The sequence below is a fragment of the Streptomyces axinellae genome, assembly GCF_039532135.1.
Taxonomy (GTDB): Bacteria; Actinomycetota; Actinomycetes; order Streptomycetales; family Streptomycetaceae; genus Streptomyces; species Streptomyces axinellae.
Genome location: NZ_BAAARJ010000006.1, coordinates 146,720 through 164,585 on the forward strand (window position 1 = coordinate 146,720; position 17,866 = coordinate 164,585).

The following is a 17,866-nucleotide window of genomic DNA, read 5'->3' on the forward strand; positions in this document are numbered from 1 at the left end:
GGAACGGAAGAACAGGAGAGCGGGAGGGAGAGAGCGTCGAGCCGCGGGGACGGAGACCGCCGTCGGCGTCGCCCCAGCCGCAATCTCGCATCCCCCGCCGACATATCGCCGACAACCTCCCGACAGCCCCGCCGGTGCGCCCCGTGCTCAGAAGTGGAACCGGGTGGTCTCCGCCAGCTCGGCACGGGGGACGGCGATGCTGTTCACCGGGGCGGCGGGGTCGGCGTAGCCGAAGGAGACGCCGAACAACAGCTTCCGGTCCGCGATGCCCAGCGATTCCCTGACGGTGTCGGCATAGAAGCTCAAGAGCCCCTGCGGACAGCTGGCGATGCCGTGCGCGGTCAGGGCCAGGAGCAGCGTCTGGCCGTACATGCCCACGTCGGCGGCCATGCGCTCCTCAGCGGTGGCCGGCAGGAACAGCAGGGCGACGTGCGGTGCGCCGTAGAAGTCCAGACTTTCGGCGTTGAACGCGTCGCGCCCCGCGTGATCGTCACGGCCGATACCGAGCGCGTCGTACATCACCGCACCGGCCTCCCGGCGCCGCCGGTCGTAGGTACCGCGGTACCTCTCGGGCTGGTACGGGAAGTCCGGTGACATCCGCTGATCCGCGTGCGCGGCGCGCAGATCCTCGCTCAGCCGGTCGCGCGCCGCGCCGCTGACGACCTCGACGTGCCAGGGCTGGGTGTTGGAGTTGGAGGGCGCGGCCCCGGCGAGCGAGAAGACGGCACGGAGGGTCTCCTCCGGCAGGGGGTCCGGCCGGAACGCGCGGACGGCACGCCTGCCGCGGATCAACTGCTCGGCGTACTCCGGGGACCGCGGGTGCGCCGGGTGCTCCGGCGGGTTCACGGGGGCGGTCGAGGCGGTGGTCATGGTGGTGGTCACGGTGCGGGTTTCCTCGTTTCGTGCGCGGTGGTCACCGCTCCTCCAGGGAGGAGTCCGGCACGGAGGAGCCCGCCGTGGACGAGTCCGCCAGGAAGGAGTCGATGACCCGGTCCGCCGCCTCCTTCAGTGAGGCCGCGGACCTGTCCGCCGAGTAGATCTGGGTGGTGACGCTGGCCCCCTCCACCAGCATCTGGAGCATGTAGCCCAGCGCCCTGTGGTCACGAACGGGCAACTGTGCGACGAGTTCGGTCAGCAGGTCGAGGTATTCCGCCTTCAGTGAGACGACGGCCTTGCGCACCGGATGTTCGTGATCGGGGAACTCGACGGACGCGTTCACCAGCGGGCAGCCCCGGTAGCCGGGTTCGCTGATCTGGTCCGCGATCCCGCCGATCACATGGCGCAGCTGCGCTCGCGGATCACCGGGGCACGCGGCGCGGGCCGCCGCCAGCCAGTCGCGCGCAGGGACGGCTTTCGCGTTCACATAGGCCAGCGCGAGGCCGTCCTTGGACTCGAAATTGCGGTAGATGCTGGGCTTTCCGACCCCGGACCGCTCCGCGATCTCCGCCACCCCGGCCGAGCGGATGCCCTCGCGGTAGAAGAGCTCGCACGCCGTCTCCCACACGCGCTGCCCCGCAGGTGAGCGCCGGGTCTCCACGTCCGCCATCACATCTCCTCGGCCGGCCGCCGGGCTGGGAGCCCGCGCGTGCCTCATCGAAGGGGGTACCGATCGGTACGCACAGCACAGTACCGATCGGTACGCCCCTCGTCAACACCCGCCTGCGGGACGGCGCCGACACGCTCAACTCCGGCTCAGGTCCGGCTCATCCGGCGCTCCGGGTCCCGGGTCCCGGGCTCGCTCCGGACGCTGGGCCCCGGGCTCGCTCCGGGCTCACACGTGGATCGCGAGTTTGAACTGGGCGTGTGTGATGCGCCGGGACGCGCTGCCGCCATGGCCGACCAGGAAGGCGATCGGCGTGCCGGGGTGCACGAAGATCTCGTGGTGCTTGGTGAAACACTGCATGCCCGGCGAGGGCGCGCGGTGATCGGTCGCGGTGGAGTCGGCTCCCGTGGACAGACCGAGCGGGTCTCTGACGAAGCGGTCACGCAGCTCCGAGTAGCCGCGGTCCTCCCACTGCACCACGGCGGACAGCGCCCCCCACCCGTCCACATGCGGCCATATCAGGCCGGAGCGGTCATCGCGCTTCCAGTCGCCCACCGTGGCGCCGTCGGGCTGCTGGACCTGGTGCATGCCGTGCATGTCGTACGACTCGCCGCCTCCGAAGGGGAAGTGGACGATGTGATAGCCGCCGTTGCCGGGGATGGTCTGTGGGGCGGTGGTGATGAGAGAGCACACGTACACGGTCAAGGGGAGCCTCCTGCATGGGGGGAGTGCGGACGCCGGGGCCGGGCCCGGGCGGCGCGGCGGCGGTTCCAGGCGCTGACAGCCGCCGTGGACTGGTTGTACCCCCAGTGAAGCCCTTGCCAGCACGTCACACCCGGTACTTCACATCCAGTGCGCCACACGCCCCGAGTTGTGGAGGTGTCGTGCCGTCAGCTCGCGGCGCGGCGGCGGCAGCGCGGACGGACCGCCGGGCCGCCGGACCCGCCCTCGGACCGGACCCGTCCTCGGGCCGGACCCGTCCTCGGGCCGGACCCCGCCCTCGGGCTGGTCCCGCGATCGGGCCGGCCCCGGACCGGCCCTTCATCGGCGGGGCCTCGTTACCGGACGCGGAAGCTCGTCACTGGACGCGGAAGGTGGTGAGGACCGCCTTGTGGTCACTCGGCCAGATATTGCCGCGCTGGTGCGGCTCCGGACGGGGGCGGCCCTCCACGATCGTGGTGGAGGAGACGACCTTCAGGCGCGAGCCCTTGTAGTGGACGAAGTCCACGCGGTCCTGCGGTTCGGGTGCGCCCTTCGGCCCCTCCTCCCCCTGGTGTTTCTTCACGATGGGGGACCAGGTGAGGCCGGGGGTTTTGCGGGGGGCGGGGTGGGCCTGGCGGAAGGAGTCGCGGAAACCGGCGTCCTGGAGGACCCGCGTCGTGGGCCAGGGCACCGGTCCGCGCCCGCAGTGCGGACGCCGGGTCGCCCGCGTCCAGTCCAGGTGCGAGGGGGCGTTGAAGTCTCCGACGAGCAGCAGCGGTTTGCGGTGCGTCCGCGCGAGCTTCGCCCCGAGCTTCTTGACGATCTCCCGGGCCTCGGGCGCGCGCCTGCGCTCCTCGCGGGCCACCAGCTGACGGGTGGTCTCCTTGGTGAAGCAGGCGCCGTACGGGCCGTAATCCTGGTACCACAGATGTGCGTTCCACAACTCGGCCGCGCGCCCGTGGGGCAGCCGCAGCCCGACTCCCACGGCGGCGCGCGTGGTGCCGGTCACCTTCATGGGATAGCGGCTGACGATGCCCAGATCGTGGCCGGACTGGTAGTAGTGCCAGTGGAGTCGGCGCCCGATATCGCGTGCCGTGTGCGCGTCGGTCTCCTGCAATCCGACCACGTCCGCCTTGTGCTTGCGGATGACGGCCACCTGCTTGTCCAGCGCCCGGTCGACCATGGATCCGCCCAGCCAGACATTGAAGGACATCACCCGCAGGGTTGTCGCGGGCGCACGGCCGGGTTCCGTTTCGGATCCGTCACCCGCGGCGGCGGGAGCGGCGACACAGGAAACCGCCAGTGCGACGGCCGCACTGCGTCTGAGTCCGGTTCGGATGGACATCGGAGGTGCCCTCTTTTCTCTTCTGTTTTCCGTGGTGGGAAGGAAGGAACCGAAGGAGAGGAGCGTCGGCGGATCTCACGGCCCGCGGACTTCGCCAACGGCTGTCCGCGGACGGCTGCCAGGGACATCCTCGTGTTTCCTCGATTCGCCCCGCGTCGCTTACGCATCTCATATCAGGAGCCTCGGGAAGCGGACCCTGTGACACGCGCGCGGGCAGTTCCGGGTGAGGCGCGAAAAGGCAGGTGTGCGGCGCTCAGGTGAATCCGGGGAACGCGGCACTGGCCCGCGTGATTCGGTGGGAAAGGGCGTGCATGCCTGTCACACCCTTCGCCCCTTTCGCGCGTGCCGCCTGTATGCCGGCTGCCGCACTGCTGTTGCTGCTCGGTCTGGTCGAGGCGGCGCCCGCGGGCGCCGCCGCACCCCCCTCGGCCGCGCCCGCCCCCGCCCCGGCCCCCGACCCGCGTCCGGTGCCGTACGACTCCCTCGTCCCGGGCATCCCCGTCCCCTCCGGGAACCCGCACAGCCGGGACACCCCCGACCAGGGCGCCTACCCCCCGCTGAGTGAAGCCGAGCGCCGCGAGAGCGCCACCAAGCGGAATCCGGGCGCCGAGCAGGTGGACCCGGGCCCGGGGGTGGAGTACGTCCCTCCGGGCGAGGCCAGGACAGGGAAGGAGGAGGACGAGCAACTGGTGTGTTCGGACAGCACGGGGCCGTACCAGGCGAAAGTGGAGGAGTATCTGCGGCTGCCGGTGGACGGCAGGCAATCGCCCGCGGACTGCGATGCCATCCAGAAGTTCCAGCAGAAGGAGAACATCCAGCCCGCGAACGGCTTCGCGGGTCCGGTCACCTTCCGGGCCTCGTACGCGAGTTTCGCGGCGCACCACCCCGGCCGGCTGCTCGCGGACCGGCACTGCCCCTCGACCGGGCGCCGGGTGGCCTGCCTGGATCTGACCAACCAGATCATGTGGGTGCGCGAAGGGAGCCGGGTCGTGTATCCCGCGGTGCCCATCCGTACCGGAATGCGCGGCTACGCGACGCGTACGGGCACATTCTCCGTACAGCGCCGCATCCGTGACGAGTGGTCACGGCTCTACCATCAGCCGATGCCCTTCAGCCAGTATTTCAGCGGGGGCCAGGCCATGCACGGCACGTACAAGAACATCTACAGCCCGCCCGGATCCTATGGCTGCGTCAACCTCCGCTATGGGGACGCCGAACGGCTCTGGAGCATGCTGCGGATCGGTAGCGGTGTACGTATCTGGGGAAGCAAACCGAGGGCCTAGAACCGAATGAATGGAGCGGATGCGTGACCGCGCTCGCGATGACGGCGAATGCGACCGCGCCCGCGGTTACGGCAAACGAGGGTTTCGGTGTGGGGCGCGATCGGTCAGTGGAGGGAATCTCCGCCCGCCGCACACGAATCGGGCCGCCCGCGTGCGTCGTCGGCCTCTCCTGATTGCCGGATTTGCTATTCGTAGTCCTGCGTATCCGCACCGCGCGGTACTCGCACTTCGACGGAATGAGGAAAACACATGAGACGTAGCCTTCTGCGGCCGGTGGCCACCGGAATTCTCGCGCTGAGCGTGCTCGGCGCGGGGGCCTCCTCCGGCGTGGCCGCCGACCACCCGCCGGTGCCGGCGCAGGGCCAGTCCCAGGGCGCGCCCGCCCAGCAGGACCCCGCGGCCGGGGAGTACGGCACCGAGCCCGCCGGCGAGTACGACGTGGCGTCGGCTCTCGAACGCGACCAGCAGCTGACCCGGCCGGCCCAGCACCAGGCCGCCCCCGCCGTTCCTCGGGGCGAGGGCCCGCCCTCGTGGGGCGAGGTGCCCCGCAAGAGCAACGAGGCGCACGCCGACAAGAAGGTCGTCCGCAAGTGGGAGGAATTCCGCGTCTTCGGCAAGGCGACCGGGATTTCGCGGCACAGCGTCGCCGTTCTCCAGCAGAAGCAGCGCGGCCGGTGGGCCACGTTGCCGATCCGGGTCCCCGTGCACCGCAACGGCACCTACACCATGCGCGTGCGGCTCGCGCTCAAGGGCAACAACGAACTGCGGACCATCGCGGGCGGCGTCCCCTCCAGGCCCTTCCACGTGTTCGTGCGCTGAGGTTCTTCAGCTGACCGGTGCGGGACGGCAGTGCATACGCCTTCTGGTTGCGCACGCGCGCCGTGAACCACGCGGGACGCGTCACGCGGCGGAATCCGGACGCGGGGCCGGGGCCACACGCCCCGGCCCCTGTCACCGCCGTGTGGTGTACGGCCATGTGCGGGGCGGTCACGCCGGGGGGAGGGTCGCTTTCATGACGACGAGTACGCGGCCCGGGGCGACTTCGCGGCTGCCGATGCGCTCGGCGCCCATGTGCAGGTAGAAGGGCTCGGCGTGGGGGTCGGAGTCCCAGGTGAGGGTGCGGAAGCCGGCAGCGCGGGCCGACTCCGTGGCGTGCTGCCACAGGATGCGGCCCAGGCCGGTGCCGATCACCTCCGGGTCGAGGAACATGTCGCTCAGCTCGCCGTCCGGGGGTTCCCCGCCGAGCTGGTAGTAGCCGGCCAGGTCGCCGTTCCGCTCCGCGACCACGACCCGGCCGTCCCGGATCTCCCGCGGACTGACGGTGAGCATGTCGCGGTTGCGCTCCAGTTCTTCCGCCGTGTAGCCCCAGTGGCTCTTCGAGCGCTGGGTCAGCGCGGTGAGTATGTCCGCCTCAGCGGGCTCCGCCGGACGCAAAATGATCTTGGCCATGCGCGAGGGTACCGCGCGGCTTCCGGAGCGGCCACGGGGTCCCCCGGCCTCGCGGAGGCCAGGGGCGACGGCCCCGGGGGCGGTCCGGATCAGTGGTGGCCGTGGGCGCTGTCCGAGACGCCGCCGAAGAGCCGGGCGACCGCGCGGAACGGGAGCGTGACGACGGTGGCCACTGCGCCACCGATGGAGCGGAGCACGTCTGCGATGGCCTTGAACACGGTGCCTCCTTGTCGTCGTGCCTGTACCAGATCGGCCCCGACCAGCTGGGCTTCTTCGACTTCTACCGCTCGGAGATCCTGCCGCGCCTTACCCGCTGACGGGGATACCCCGGCCGACCACGGGTAGCCGGTCGAACACACATCCAGTCGGACACAGGAGAATTCATGCCGCTCGCGAAGATCCGCACCCTCGTTCTGGACTGCCAAGAGCCCTACGCCCTCGCGGAGTTCTACGCCCAGCTCCTGGGCGGGGAGATCAAGGGCGACGCGGAGGCGAGGTGGATCGACCTCTATGTCCCCGGCGGACGGCGGCTCTCCTTCCAGCGGGCCCCGGGCTTCGTGCCGCCTCGGTGGCCGAGCGCCGAGCACTCCCAGCAGCTCCATCTCGATCTGGATGTGGACGACATGGAGGCCCGGGAGAAGGACGTGCTCGCGCTCGGTGCCCGCGCCCTCGACCTGGACGACGACGGCGGCAAGCGCGACTTCCGCGTCTACGCGGACCCGGAGGGACACCCCTTCTGCTTCATCCGTTCCTGAACCTCCGTCGGCCGGGAGCGCCGGGCGTGCTGGATGTGGCAGGAGCGGCAGGAGTGCCGGACATGCCGGGTGGATGAGGCGGGCCGGGGTGCTCAGCGTTCCCGCAGGGTGACCGCGAAGGTGCGGCCGTAGGCGTGGTGGGTGGGGAAGCGCAGGAGGGTGCCGCCCGGCGCCGCGCGTGCCGTCACACCGGGGTCGGCGGCGACCGCGGCGAGGCGTCGGCCCCGCAGCAGGACACTCAGGCGCGGGCGGCGCGTCGTCGGGTCGGATGCGGCAACAGTGATCCGGCCCCCGCCCCGGCCGTTGGCCCCCTCCTCGCGGACGAGGACGGAGGCGGGCCCGTCGAGGCGCAGGCCCGCGACGGTGTGGTGGCCGGCGGCGAAGGAGTTGGCGGCCACCAGCCCCAGGCCCCGGTGGCGGATCGCCTGGAGGCGCGGGGTGTTGGCGAGCACCGCGAGCGGACCGCCGCTGTGCGTGCTCTCTTCGCCGTATGACCGCAGCGCGGATTCCGTGGCGTTCGGGAGCAGCGCGTAGGCCAGGGCGATCCGGCCGGTGCGCGGGGCCTGCCGGAAGGAGGCGCCGAAGACCTGGCGGGTCACGGCGGTGTCGGGGTTGGCCGTGCGGACGACGCGGCGGCTGCGGGTCACGGGCTCCAGCGCGACGGTGACCGAGTGCCCGGCGTCGAGGAAGAGATAGCCGACGGAGGTGCCCCGCGTCTGGTTCGCGTACCGCAGCCAGCGCAGCCGCCCGGTTTCCGGGGCGCTGCTGGTGCTGGTGCCGGGCTGGGGCCCGGTGCCGCCGCCGTGACGGGCGCCGGGGGACCAGTTGGTGCCGTCCAGGCGGGCCCCGGTGAGGGTGACGCGGTCCTCCGGTGCCGCGACGCGCGCGTCGATCGTCGTGGTGACCGCCCGGCCCGCGGGGTCGCCGACGCACGCCGCGAGGACGACGATCTCCTCGTCCAGCAGGAACCACGACTTGGTCGCCGTCGCGTTGCGGTAGACGGCGAAGTCGTCGGGGAGCCGCGCCCGGTGCGCGTAGGCGACATCGTCGGACTGCACCATCGCGGCCACGCCGTACGCGCCGAGCACCGCACCGCCCGAGTGGGAGCCGGTGCCGCACGGAAAGTAGACATAGGTGTTCTGCGACTCCGAGGACGCGGTGAAGTGGAGCGGGTGGTCCGGGTTGTCGTAGTACGGCTTGCCGTACAGCTCGGGCACCGTGCGGCGCCGTTCCACGGGCGCGGTCACCCCGGCGAGCCCGTACGGCGAGACGGTGGTGAAGTGGTCCACGCCGAACGCCTGGGACTGGTCCTGGCCCGCGAGATACAGGTAATGGGCGCCCTCGCCCTGGAACCAGGGCATCAGGTTCTCGCCGCTCATGTACTCGTACTTGCTGATCCGGGCCGAACTGCGGGAGAGCGCGAAGGCGTAGCCCGGGCGGCGGTGCACCGTCTTGTCCATGGCGTTGAACGCCGTATGACGCTCTGCCGGGTTGAGGTCGGCAGCCGGAACGCTCTCGTCCGCCAGCAGGTCGGCGTAGTGCACGACGGTGAGCGGGGAGGCGAAGCGTGCCGGGTCGGGCGACGGTCGGGCGAGGGCGTGCAGATGCTTGACGTAGCTCTTGAGCGCGGCGGCGCGCGCGCCCGCCGCGTACCCGGACAGATCCGTGACGGCCTCGGCCACCGCCGCCGTATCCGCGTACCCGGTGCCGGTACGCGAGACCGCGCGGCCCTTGACGATCTCCATCATCCAGCCCTCGAAGATCACGGGCGCGAAACCGTCGGCCACCCAGCGGTGGATGACGGGGACGAGGACGGAGGTGTCCGCGTAGCCCGTGCCGTCGAGGAGCTTCAGGGTCTGGGTGACCCGGGTCAGCAGGCCCTTGCCGTAGGAACCGGTGTAGGCGACCGAGTGGTGCTGGATGAAGGAGCCGTCCGCGTAATGGCCGTCGGTGACCCCGTGCTCGAGGGCGTAGGGGTCGATGGTGGCGTAGACGGTGAGCTGGTCCTCCAGCGCCTTGCGGATCCGCGCCTCGCCGTCGGGCCCGCCGCTCAGCGCGCCTTGGAGGAGCCGGTTGGTCGTGATGTCGGCGAGGTTGGCTCCCGTGTGGAAGCGGGAGTCGAGATCGACATCGCCGTCCTTGCCGTTGCGCAGGTAGGCGTCCATGGCGGCCAGGTAGGCGCCGCTCAACGCGGGCCGCTGGGCGGCGACTTCGTCGGCGAGGAGGACGAGGGTGGCGGTGACGCTGGTGGAGATGCCGATCTCCCAGGTGAACCAGTTGCCGTAGTAGCCCTTGTCCTGGTCCCCGTAGTAGCGCTCGTGGAGCAGCGCGAGCGCGTCGATGACGCGGCGCCGCACGGCGTCCGGGTCCGGGTGGCCGGGCAGCGGCCCGAGCCCGGGGGCGCGGGCGGCGAGCGCGATCTCGTAGAGCTGCCGGAAGGTGGTGTTGAGAGGCGCGTCGTCGCTGCCCAGCGGCAGCCCGGCGAACACCTCGTCCTCGCCCGCCGCGTCCATGGCGGCCAGATGGGAGGCGGCTGCTTCGGCGGCGGCGGCGAGCTTGGCGGCCGTCTCCGGGCGGGCGTTGGACACGGACGTACCGGCGGCGACGGCCACGGCGTTGGCCAGCAGCCGCTCGGCCCCGGTGGCCCGCCCGTCGGCCCGCGAGGCGGCCTCGGGCGGGGTGGCGGCTGCCGGAGCGGCCTCCGGCGAGGCCGCCCGCGCGCTCGCCGCGTGGGCGGGAAGCACCGCCGCCAGTCCGGTGGCCGACAGGAGGGACAGGACGCGTCTTCGTGTGAACTCCACGGGGCCCTCCCTGCCGAGAGCGAGGCGAGACCGACGGTGCGCAGTCAAACAGGTGCGGCAGCGGCCGACAAGCGGGGGCGCACGGCCCGTGACACCGCGCCATCGGCCCCGCTGCCCCCTCGCCCCGCTGCCCCCTCACCGCGCTGGACGCCACTGCCCTGCTGGACCCACTGCCCTGCCGGACCCGCTGCCCGCTGGGCGTCGTGGGACGGGGGCACGTAGGCTGTCCGGTGCGGGCCCGCTCGGGCCCGCGCGGCGGTGGGGCCCGCCGTACCCGACCGCGGCGCGGCAGCCGCCAACGGTCCCTACTCGTGGACGGCGCGCTGTGCGCGTGCGCGCCCAAGGCAGGCGAGTAGGAGACAGAGCCGTGACGAAGGCCCCGTTGAGGCCCGAAGAGCCCGTAGACCCCGATGTTGACCTCCACGTTCCCGCCCAGCGGACACCGCTGTGGCGCGGGCAGCTGCCGGTCGTCGCGGCCGTCGCGGCGGGCGGGGGTCTGGGCGCGGCGGCCCGCTACGGTGCCGGACTGGCCCTGCCCACCGCGCAGGGCGCCATCCCGTGGACGACCCTGCTGGTCAACGCGACCGGATGCGCGGTCATCGGCGTGTTCATGGTGGTCATCACGGATGTGTGGAGCGCCCACCCGCTGCTGCGGCCCTTCTTCGGGACCGGCGTGCTCGGCGGCTTCACCACCTTCTCGACCTACGCCGTGGACATCCAGCGGCTGGCCGCCCAGGGCGAGGTCAAGGCGGCGCTCGGCTACCTGGCGCTCACCCTGGCCGCCGCGCTGGCCGCGGTGTGGGCCGGGGCGAACGCCACCCGCCGGATCGTCTACCGCGCCGCCCGGCGCAGGGGAGACAGGTGACCCCCGTGAACCCGGTGAACTGGGCGCTCGTCGTCCTGGGCGGCATGGTGGGCGCCCCCGCGCGCTATCTGCTCGACCGGATCGTGCAAAGCCGTCACGACAGCGCGTTCCCCTGGGGAACCTTCCTGGTCAACGTCGTCGGCTCGCTCATCCTCGGGACCGTGACCGGCGCGCTCCTCGCGGGCGCCCTCGGCTCGCGGACGGGGCTGCTGCTGGGCACCGGGCTGTGCGGGGCCTTCACCACGTATTCGACCTTCTCCTACGAGACCCTGCGCCTGGCGGAGAGCGGAGCGCGCCGCTACGCCGCCGCCAACGTCCTGGCCGGGGTGGTGGCGGGCGTGGGTGCCGCGTATGCCGGTGCGGCCCTGGCCGGGGCGCTCTGGGGCTGAAGCCGGGGGAGGCGGGGGATGACGGGGGGCCGGCGGGAGGGGCGACGGGGAGGGGCGGTCAGTCGCGCGGGCTGGTGATGAGCAGGGCGACGTCGTCGTGGTTGTCCGGCTGGCGCAGCGAGGTCAGCAGATGGTCGCAGGTCTCCTCCAGCGAGCCGGCGGAGCCGCGCAGCAGGTCCACGAGCACCGCCAGCCGGTCGTCGATGTCGTCCTTGCGGGTCTCGACCAGTCCGTCCGTGTAGAGCACGAGCCGGTCACCGGCCATCAGGTCCACGGTGAGTGTGTGGTACTCCGCCTCGCCGGTCCCCAGCGGTGCGCCCGTGCGCAGGTCGAGCAGCCGGGGCTCGCCGTGCGCGGGGACCAGGACGGGCGGCAGGTGACCGGCCGTGGCCAGGTGACAGCGGCGGCGGTGCGGGTCGTACACGGCGTACAGGCAGGTCGCGAAGTAGGGGTCGAGCCCCGTGGTGATCTCGTCCAGGTGTCCGAGCACCTCGGCCGGGCGCAGCGCCAGCCGGGAGAGGGTCTGGGTGGCCGTCCGCAGCCGTCCCATGGTGGCGGCGGCGTTGATGCCGCTGCCCATGACGTCGCCGACGACCAGCGCGGTGCGCTCCTCGCTCAGGTCGAGTACGTCGAACCAGTCGCCGCCGACCTCGCTGAGCGCACCGGCAGGCTGATAGCGGGAGGCCACCCGCAGCCCTTTGGGCTCGCCGGGCAGGGTGGGGAGCATGCTGCGCTGGAGGGTCAGGGCGATGTCCTGCTGCTGGCGGTAGAGGCGGGCGTTGTCGATGCACACGGCGGCTCTGGCGGCCAGTTCGCAGGCCAGCACGGTGTCGTCCGTGCTGAAGGGCCGGGGGTTGCGGGCCCGCTTGAGGTCGAGCGCGCCCAGTACCTCGCCCCGGGCGATCAGCGGCACCGCCAGATAGGAGTGCACCCCGGCCTCGGACAGCAGCGCCGCGGCGCGCTCGTCCCGGGCGATCTCGCGCAGATCCGCCTCGCTGACGACCGGCACCCGCACCGGCTCGGCCGTGGCGACACAGCGGGTGACCAGCCGCTCGGAACCGTAGTGGGCCACCTCGCCCGGCGCGTCCGCCGCGTCCGTGGCGACCGTCGGGTAGGCAGTGGCCACGGCCAGGGCACGGAAGACCGCGGTCTCCTCGGCCGGTATCCGCACCGGCTGGTCCTGCACCGCGGCGTCCAGTACGTCCACGGCGGCGATGTCGGCCAGCTCGGGCACGGCGACCTGGGCCAGTTCGCGAGCCGTCTGCTCCAGGTCGAGCGTCGTGCCGATGCGCACCGACGCCTCCGCGACCTGCGCGAGCCGGCTGCGCGCGTGTTCGACCTGCTGGGCCGCCCGGTGGCGTGCGGTGATGTCGGTGACCGAGACGGACAGCCCCAGCGGCAGCCCCGCCGTGTCCTCCAGCCGGAAGACGGACACGGACCAGGCGTGGCCCTTGCCCGTCGGCGTCGATTCGCCCACCACCTCGCGGTCGATGACCGACTCGCCGGTCTCCAGCACATGGCGCAGCACGGCCTCGGCGTCCTCGGCGTGCTGCGGGGGCAGGATGTCGTGGACCGTCCGGCCCAGGTGCGCCTCGGGGCTGACGCCGTCGAGGCGGGCGATCGTCGGGTTGACGGAGACGTACCGCAGCTCGGTGTCCAGGACGGCCACCCCCAGCGGGGACTGCTCCACGACGCGGGCCGTCAGCGCCAGATTGCGCTCGACCACGCGCAAGGTGGCCCGGTCCGTGGCCAGCGCGAGCGCGTAGGCGCCACCGTGGTCGTCGCGCAGCCGCATGTTCCGGAACTCCAGCGCCCGGATGCTGCCGTCCTTGCAGCGGACGGGGAAGACGCCGGCCCACTCCTTGCCCTCGCGCATGACCTTGTCGAACAGGTGCAGCACCAGCTCGACGTTCTCCTGGGGCACCAGCAGGCGGACGGCGTACTGGCCCAGTGCCTCCTGCGGGCTGTAACCGAACAATTGCTCAGCCTGGGGGCTCCACAGCACGATGCGGCCCCGGCCGTCCAGCACCACGGCCCCGACCGCGAGCACATCCATCAGCCCGCCCGGCGGTGAGGGCCGCACGCCCGTCTCGCCTGCGGTGTTCCCGGGCGAGTCCTCGCCGATTCTCACTCCGCCAGCCACCTCCGTGGCCCCGACGCCTGCGCCTGCGCCCCTCCGGTCCTCTTCCGGTAGCCCCACGAGTGCCCTTCCTGCTCGCCGCGCCAAACCTGCCTGTGCTGGAACGCCGCTGATGTACGGGTCGGCTGATGTGTACCGGTCAGCGGGCGGATCTCGCGAGCTTATGCGGCGGGACGCCGAAGATCAGCCGAAACGCTCGACCGGGAGCGTTCGGGCCGGGCGCGCGGCCCCGGCGCCCCGGGCCGGGGCGGGCTCAGGTCGCGGCCCGTAATCGCGTGGCGGAAGCTGTTTACAACGAACATTCCCGGTCATGCGGACGGCAGTGAATCCATACGCACTCCGCGCGCCGGGTGCCGCGCCGCAGGACAGCCCCGGGACAGGTCCGCAGCCGCCTGCCACTCCCAGGGGCGCCGGGGCGAGGCCGCGCGGGCGATGAGCGATGCGGGACAGCGGCGCGAACAGCGATGCGGGACAGCGAGGCGAGAGATGGCACAGGAGAGGGGAAGTGCCGCCGGCAGTATCGGGCCCAAGGAGGTGGACAGCCCGGCCGAGGTGCGCCGGGAGGTGGCGGACCTGCTGCGCGAGTGGTCCCTGGCCGGCCACGAGGACGTGGTGGGCGACGCGCTGCTGGTGGCGTCCGAGCTGGCCTCCAACGCGATGCTGCACGCCGGGGGCATCACCGTCTTCGCCGCCGAACTGACGGACCGTGCGGTGTCGCTGCACATGAGTGACGGCAGCAGGGAGGTGCCCGAAGTACTCCCGGCGACCACCCCCTCGGGGCGGCTCCACGTCGGCGGGCACGGGTGGCGCATGATCACGAAGCTTGCACGGGACATCGCGGTGACGGACCTGGGGGAGCGGGGCAAGCGCATCTCGGTCACCGTCGCCCTGACACCGCCCCCGGGCTGACCCGGGCGCCCCCGGCTTACCCGGGCTGACCCGGGCGACACACCCCGGGCCGAATCGCTCGCCACATCGGCACCGTTCGCCCGAAGTCCCGGGCCCGGCCCCGGCGTTCGGGAGTTTCCCGGGCCTTCGCCCCGCCCCGCGTCCTCCCTTCCGGAGGCGCGGCGGGAAATTATTGCCTCACGGCAAGCATGCTGAAGGTGTGCGCGGGCAGGGGCGCTATGACGGGGGGACCGCAGCACGTCCGAGAAACGATCTGTACTTGTGGGGATGAGCGATATGGCATCCATGACGGTGACGCCCGCGACAGACGCCGACGAAAGCTGCGAACGCAGTTCCAGGGTTGCCCCCTCGCTCCCGTTCGTCGAGGAGCCGAGCGCCGTGGCACCCATGGACGCGAGGGAGCTTTCGCGGCAGTTCCTCGCGCGCCTGTCCGAGGTGGAGGAGGGGACGCGCGAGTACCAGTACGTCCGGCACACCCTTATCGAGATGAACCTCTCCCTCGTGCGCTACGCGGCCTCCCGGTTCCGGGGCAGCGGCGAGGAGCGCGAGGACGTCGTCCAGGTCGGCACGATCGGACTGATCAAGGCGATCGACAGGTTCGATGTGGACAGGGAGGTGGAGTTCACCTCCTTCGCCGTGCCCTACATCGTGGGGGAGATCAAGCGCTTCTTCCGTGACACCAAGTGGTCCGTCCACGTGCCCCGGCGCCTCCAGGAAGCCCGGATCCAGCTCGCCCGCGCGGGCGAGGAGCTGAGTTCACGGCTCGGGCGCCGCCCCACCGACGCGGAACTGGCGGAGCTGATGTGCCTCACCGAGGAGGAGGTCACCGAGGCGCGCAAGGCGGCCAACGGATACCACTCCTCCTCCCTCGACTCGCTCCTGAGCCCCGCCGACGCGCCGGGGCCCGGTGAGGACGGCAGCCTCTACGAGGTGCTCGGCGAGGACGACTACGCGCTGGAACTGGTCGAGGACTTCCAGACGCTCGCCCCGCTGATCGACCAGCTCGACGAGCGCGACCGGCTGGTGCTGCACCTGCGGTTCGTGGAAGAGCGCACCCAGGAAGAGATCGGCGAGGAGATCGGCGTCTCCCAGATGCAGGTCTCCCGCGTGCTGCGCCGCATCATCGGCGGACTGCGGCAGGGGCTCATGGCCACGGACTGAAACGGCGGGCACGCCCCGCGTGCCGCCGCCGGCTCGCAGCCCCACGGGTACGGACCCACGGGCGCACAGGCGCGTAAGCGGACCTGTGGGCCCGTGGGTTCTTGTGTTTCCGCCGGGATCCGCCCCGGCCTTCTGCGCGCTCCGGCCCCGTCCCGGCCCCGTCCCGACCCCTGCTCCGCCCCTCGGAAAGTTCCGAAAAAGAAATGAAGTGGGGGCCGTTTGGCCCTTGCGGGCGCGGACACAAGGGGGGCGAGTGCTTGAGAGCGCAGGCACACCGCGGGAGTCGGCCGCACACGGTCGTCACGGGTGGTTGTTCTGCGCCGCCCGTCCCTCCCGCGCCGTCCCCACCGCAACGAAACCGGGAGGAGCACGATCTGATGTGCGCCGTACGGTACCGTCCCCAGCGAGCACGCCACAGCCACGACGACGCTCCTGACACCAGCGAGGGCTTCAAGAAGCTGGCCGCCCTCCCCGAGGGGCCCGAACGGCAGGCCCACAGCGAGCGCCTGGTGGAGGCGTGGCTGCCCATGGCACACCGGCTCGCCGCCAAATACCGCAACCGGGGCGAGACGCTGGAGGACCTGGAGCAGGTCGCGGCGCTCGGTCTGGTCAAAGCCGTGGACCGCTACGATCCCGCGCACGGCACCCCGTTCGTGCCGTTCGCCGTCCCCACCATCGTCGGCGAGATCCGGCGGCACTTTCGCGACCACACCTGGGACGTCCATGTCCCGCGCCGCACCCAGGAGTTGCGCAACAAGGTCCGCGCCTCCGTCAAGGAGCTGAACACCGGCGCCGACGGGCGGACCCCGGGCATCGAGCGGATCGCCGAGCACAGCGGGCTGTCCGAGGAGGACGTCAAGGCGGGCATGGAAGCCTTGGAGAGCTTCAGCTCGCTGTCCCTGGACGCCTCGCCCAACGGGTCCGACGACCTCTCGCTCGTCGATGCCCTCGGCAGCACCGAGCCCGGCTTCGAATCCGTCGTCGCCCGCGAGGCCGTCAAACCGTGCCTGCGCGAACTGCCCGAACGCCAGCGCAAGGTGCTGTACCTGCGGTTCTTCCGGGATATGACGCAATCCAGCATCGGTGCCGAGCTGGGGATCTCCCAGATGCACGTCTCCCGTCTCCTCTCCCGCACCTGCCAGGAGGTGCGGCGCCGGGTCGAGCGCGAGCACCCCACGGGCGCGGGGCACCGTCCCGCCGCCTGACCTGACCTGACGTCGCCGGGGCGGGCCCGCCTCCTGACCTCACGGAGGTGGGCTCGCCGTCCGGCCTCACCCGGCCGGGCTCAGCGCAGCGGGGCGTAGGCCGTCAGGTCCGTGCCGGGATCGGTGCCCAGAGCGATCCGGGCGGCCAGCGATCCGGCGTAAGGTCCCATCGTCAGCCCCGAGGCGCCCAGTCCGTTGGCGACGATCAGGCCGCGCAGCCCCGGCACCGGACCGAGCAGCGGCAGCGGGTCCGGGCCCGTCGGGCGGAAGCCGACGCGGGTCTCCAGGTGGGTGGCCCCGGCCAGTCCGGGGGCCACCGCGAGGGCCTCGTCGAGGACTTCGGCGAGGCCGGCGGCCGTCACCCGGTGGTCGAAGCCGCTGCCCTCCTCGCGGGTCGCGCCCACTACGATCCGCGAGTCGTCGAAGGCCAGCAGATAGTGCCTGGTCGGGGGCAGCACCACCGGCCACTGCGCGGTGTCGGCCCCCGGCAGCCGCAGATGGACGATCTGCCCGCGCTGCGGAACCACCGCAAGCCGTACGCCCAGAGGGGCCAGGAGCGCGGCCGACCACGCGCCCGCCGCGTCGATCACCGCGTCCGCCGTCAGTCGCTCCCCGCCCGCGTGGACCGCGCCCACCCGGTCGCCCTCCGCTTCGACGCGGGCCTCCGCCTCGATGAGGCGGGCCCCGTGGCGCGCTGCGGCGCGCCGCAGCGCCGCGCACAGCAGCCGCCCGTCCAGGCGCGCGGCACCGGCGACATGGACGGCCGGTCCTTCGTGGCGCAGCGGCGGGAAGAGCGCGGCGGCCTCGGCCCCGTCGATCAGGGAGACCTCCCCGGCCACCGCGGAGGCGGCGGCCCGCGCGGCCACCGAGGAACGCACGCTCTCCGCCGCCTCCTTCGCCGCCCCCTCCGTGCCGGGCGCCAGCAGCCGCAGTGCGCCGACCCTGCGGTAGCCGACCTCCTTCTCGCCGTCCTGCGCGAGGGCCGCCAGCAGCCCGGGGTAGTGCTCGGCTCCGGCAGCCGCCATCCGGTACCAGTCGGGATCGGTCAGCCGGCTCGTCCAGGGGCAGATGATCCCGGCGCCCGCCGAGGTGGCCCGGCCCTCCCGCGCCGCGTCCACCATGACGGTGTCCACGCCGGAACGCGCCAGCTCATACCCCGCTGCCGCGCCCACGACTCCGGCCCCGATGACGATGACCCGCACGCTGTCCCCTTCCGCCGGCTGTGAAGACTCCCGCGCTGTCTGATGTCCCTGCCCGCCTCCCCGCCTCTTGATCCGGGCGCCCCAGGGCCAATTCCCCGGAGCCCGCGCCGGAGTTCA

The 17,866-nt window shown here is 72.3% G+C and carries 17 protein-coding genes; 8 read left to right on the forward strand and 9 right to left on the reverse strand.

Translation table 11 applies throughout. The annotated features are described in order from the left end of the window. Window positions 1-147 precede the first annotated feature (147 nt). The 4 genes from ABD339_RS10850 to ABD339_RS10865 all read right to left on the reverse strand — a co-directional run bounded on the left by ABD339_RS10850 (window position 148) and on the right by ABD339_RS10865 (window position 3,458). Complete coding sequence (locus ABD339_RS10850; RefSeq protein ID WP_344564674.1) at window positions 148-882, reverse strand: nitroreductase; 735 nt, start codon at window positions 880-882, stop codon at window positions 148-150. Window positions 883-913: 31 nt separating this feature from the next. Then, complete coding sequence (locus ABD339_RS10855; RefSeq protein ID WP_344564676.1) at window positions 914-1,546, reverse strand: TetR/AcrR family transcriptional regulator; 633 nt, start codon at window positions 1,544-1,546, stop codon at window positions 914-916. Between the two features lie 225 nt (window positions 1,547-1,771). Beyond that, a complete protein-coding gene (locus tag ABD339_RS10860; protein WP_344564678.1) occupies window positions 1,772-2,248 on the reverse strand; it encodes a hypothetical protein in 477 nt (158 codons plus the stop codon). A gap of 373 nt (window positions 2,249-2,621) precedes the next feature. Further along, complete coding sequence (locus tag ABD339_RS10865; protein ID WP_344564680.1) at window positions 2,622-3,458, reverse strand: endonuclease/exonuclease/phosphatase family protein; 837 nt, start codon at window positions 3,456-3,458, stop codon at window positions 2,622-2,624. Between the two features lie 443 nt (window positions 3,459-3,901). Here ABD339_RS10865 and ABD339_RS10870 point away from each other — a divergent pair, with 443 nt between their 5' ends. Both ABD339_RS10870 and ABD339_RS10875 read left to right on the forward strand, forming a co-directional pair. Next, on the forward strand, window positions 3,902-4,873 hold the full coding sequence (locus ABD339_RS10870; protein ID WP_344564682.1) for a L,D-transpeptidase family protein: 972 nt from the start codon (window positions 3,902-3,904) through the stop codon (window positions 4,871-4,873). A gap of 249 nt (window positions 4,874-5,122) precedes the next feature. Continuing rightward, window positions 5,123-5,692, forward strand: coding sequence for a hypothetical protein (locus ABD339_RS10875; protein ID WP_344564684.1), 570 nt, complete (start codon window positions 5,123-5,125; stop codon window positions 5,690-5,692). A gap of 168 nt (window positions 5,693-5,860) precedes the next feature. Here ABD339_RS10875 and ABD339_RS10880 read toward each other — a convergent pair whose 3' ends face one another. Together ABD339_RS10880 and ABD339_RS10885 are read right to left on the reverse strand one after the other, a co-directional pair. Further along, a complete protein-coding gene (locus ABD339_RS10880; RefSeq protein WP_344564686.1) occupies window positions 5,861-6,322 on the reverse strand; it encodes a GNAT family N-acetyltransferase in 462 nt (153 codons plus the stop codon). Between the two features lie 89 nt (window positions 6,323-6,411). Then, window positions 6,412-6,540: an LPFR motif small protein gene (locus ABD339_RS10885; protein ID WP_344564688.1), complete on the reverse strand. Its 129-nt coding sequence runs from the start codon at window positions 6,538-6,540 to the stop codon at window positions 6,412-6,414. A gap of 165 nt (window positions 6,541-6,705) precedes the next feature. Here ABD339_RS10885 and ABD339_RS10890 point away from each other — a divergent pair, with 165 nt between their 5' ends. After that, entirely contained in the window at window positions 6,706-7,077 is a 372-nt protein-coding gene (locus tag ABD339_RS10890) for a VOC family protein (RefSeq protein WP_344564690.1), read from the forward strand. A gap of 92 nt (window positions 7,078-7,169) precedes the next feature. Here ABD339_RS10890 and ABD339_RS10895 read toward each other — a convergent pair whose 3' ends face one another. Further along, window positions 7,170-9,878: a polysaccharide lyase family 8 super-sandwich domain-containing protein gene (locus tag ABD339_RS10895; protein ID WP_344564692.1), complete on the reverse strand. Its 2,709-nt coding sequence runs from the start codon at window positions 9,876-9,878 to the stop codon at window positions 7,170-7,172. Window positions 9,879-10,245: 367 nt separating this feature from the next. Between ABD339_RS10895 and crcB (ABD339_RS10900) the strand changes: the two genes are divergently transcribed. Continuing rightward, entirely contained in the window at window positions 10,246-10,743 is a 498-nt protein-coding gene (gene crcB / locus ABD339_RS10900) for a fluoride efflux transporter CrcB (RefSeq protein ID WP_344564694.1), read from the forward strand. A 14-nt stretch (window positions 10,744-10,757) separates the two neighbouring features. Beyond that, window positions 10,758-11,132 (forward strand): fluoride efflux transporter CrcB, encoded by a 375-nt coding sequence (gene crcB, locus ABD339_RS10905; RefSeq protein ID WP_344565057.1) that lies wholly within the window; start codon window positions 10,758-10,760, stop codon window positions 11,130-11,132. Window positions 11,133-11,190: 58 nt separating this feature from the next. Here crcB (ABD339_RS10905) and ABD339_RS10910 read toward each other — a convergent pair whose 3' ends face one another. Beyond that, on the reverse strand, window positions 11,191-13,263 hold the full coding sequence (locus ABD339_RS10910) for a SpoIIE family protein phosphatase (protein WP_425575954.1): 2,073 nt from the start codon (window positions 13,261-13,263) through the stop codon (window positions 11,191-11,193). Window positions 13,264-13,758: 495 nt separating this feature from the next. On the opposite strand from ABD339_RS10910, the gene ABD339_RS10915 reads away from it, so the two are divergent. From ABD339_RS10915 to ABD339_RS10925, 3 genes are all read left to right on the forward strand, one after another. Beyond that, entirely contained in the window at window positions 13,759-14,181 is a 423-nt protein-coding gene (locus ABD339_RS10915; protein WP_344564696.1) for an ATP-binding protein, read from the forward strand. Between the two features lie 276 nt (window positions 14,182-14,457). After that, a complete protein-coding gene (locus tag ABD339_RS10920) occupies window positions 14,458-15,342 on the forward strand; it encodes a SigB/SigF/SigG family RNA polymerase sigma factor (RefSeq protein ID WP_425575964.1) in 885 nt (294 codons plus the stop codon). Between the two features lie 377 nt (window positions 15,343-15,719). After that, window positions 15,720-16,547: a SigB/SigF/SigG family RNA polymerase sigma factor gene (locus tag ABD339_RS10925; protein ID WP_344564698.1), complete on the forward strand. Its 828-nt coding sequence runs from the start codon at window positions 15,720-15,722 to the stop codon at window positions 16,545-16,547. A gap of 80 nt (window positions 16,548-16,627) precedes the next feature. Here the strand turns inward: ABD339_RS10925 and ABD339_RS10930 are convergent, their stop codons facing one another. Further along, window positions 16,628-17,749 carry an NAD(P)/FAD-dependent oxidoreductase gene (locus ABD339_RS10930; protein WP_344564700.1) on the reverse strand — a complete coding sequence of 374 codons (1,122 nt, stop codon included), beginning with the start codon at window positions 17,747-17,749 and terminating at the stop codon, window positions 16,628-16,630. Between the last annotated feature and the right edge of the window lie 117 nt (window positions 17,750-17,866).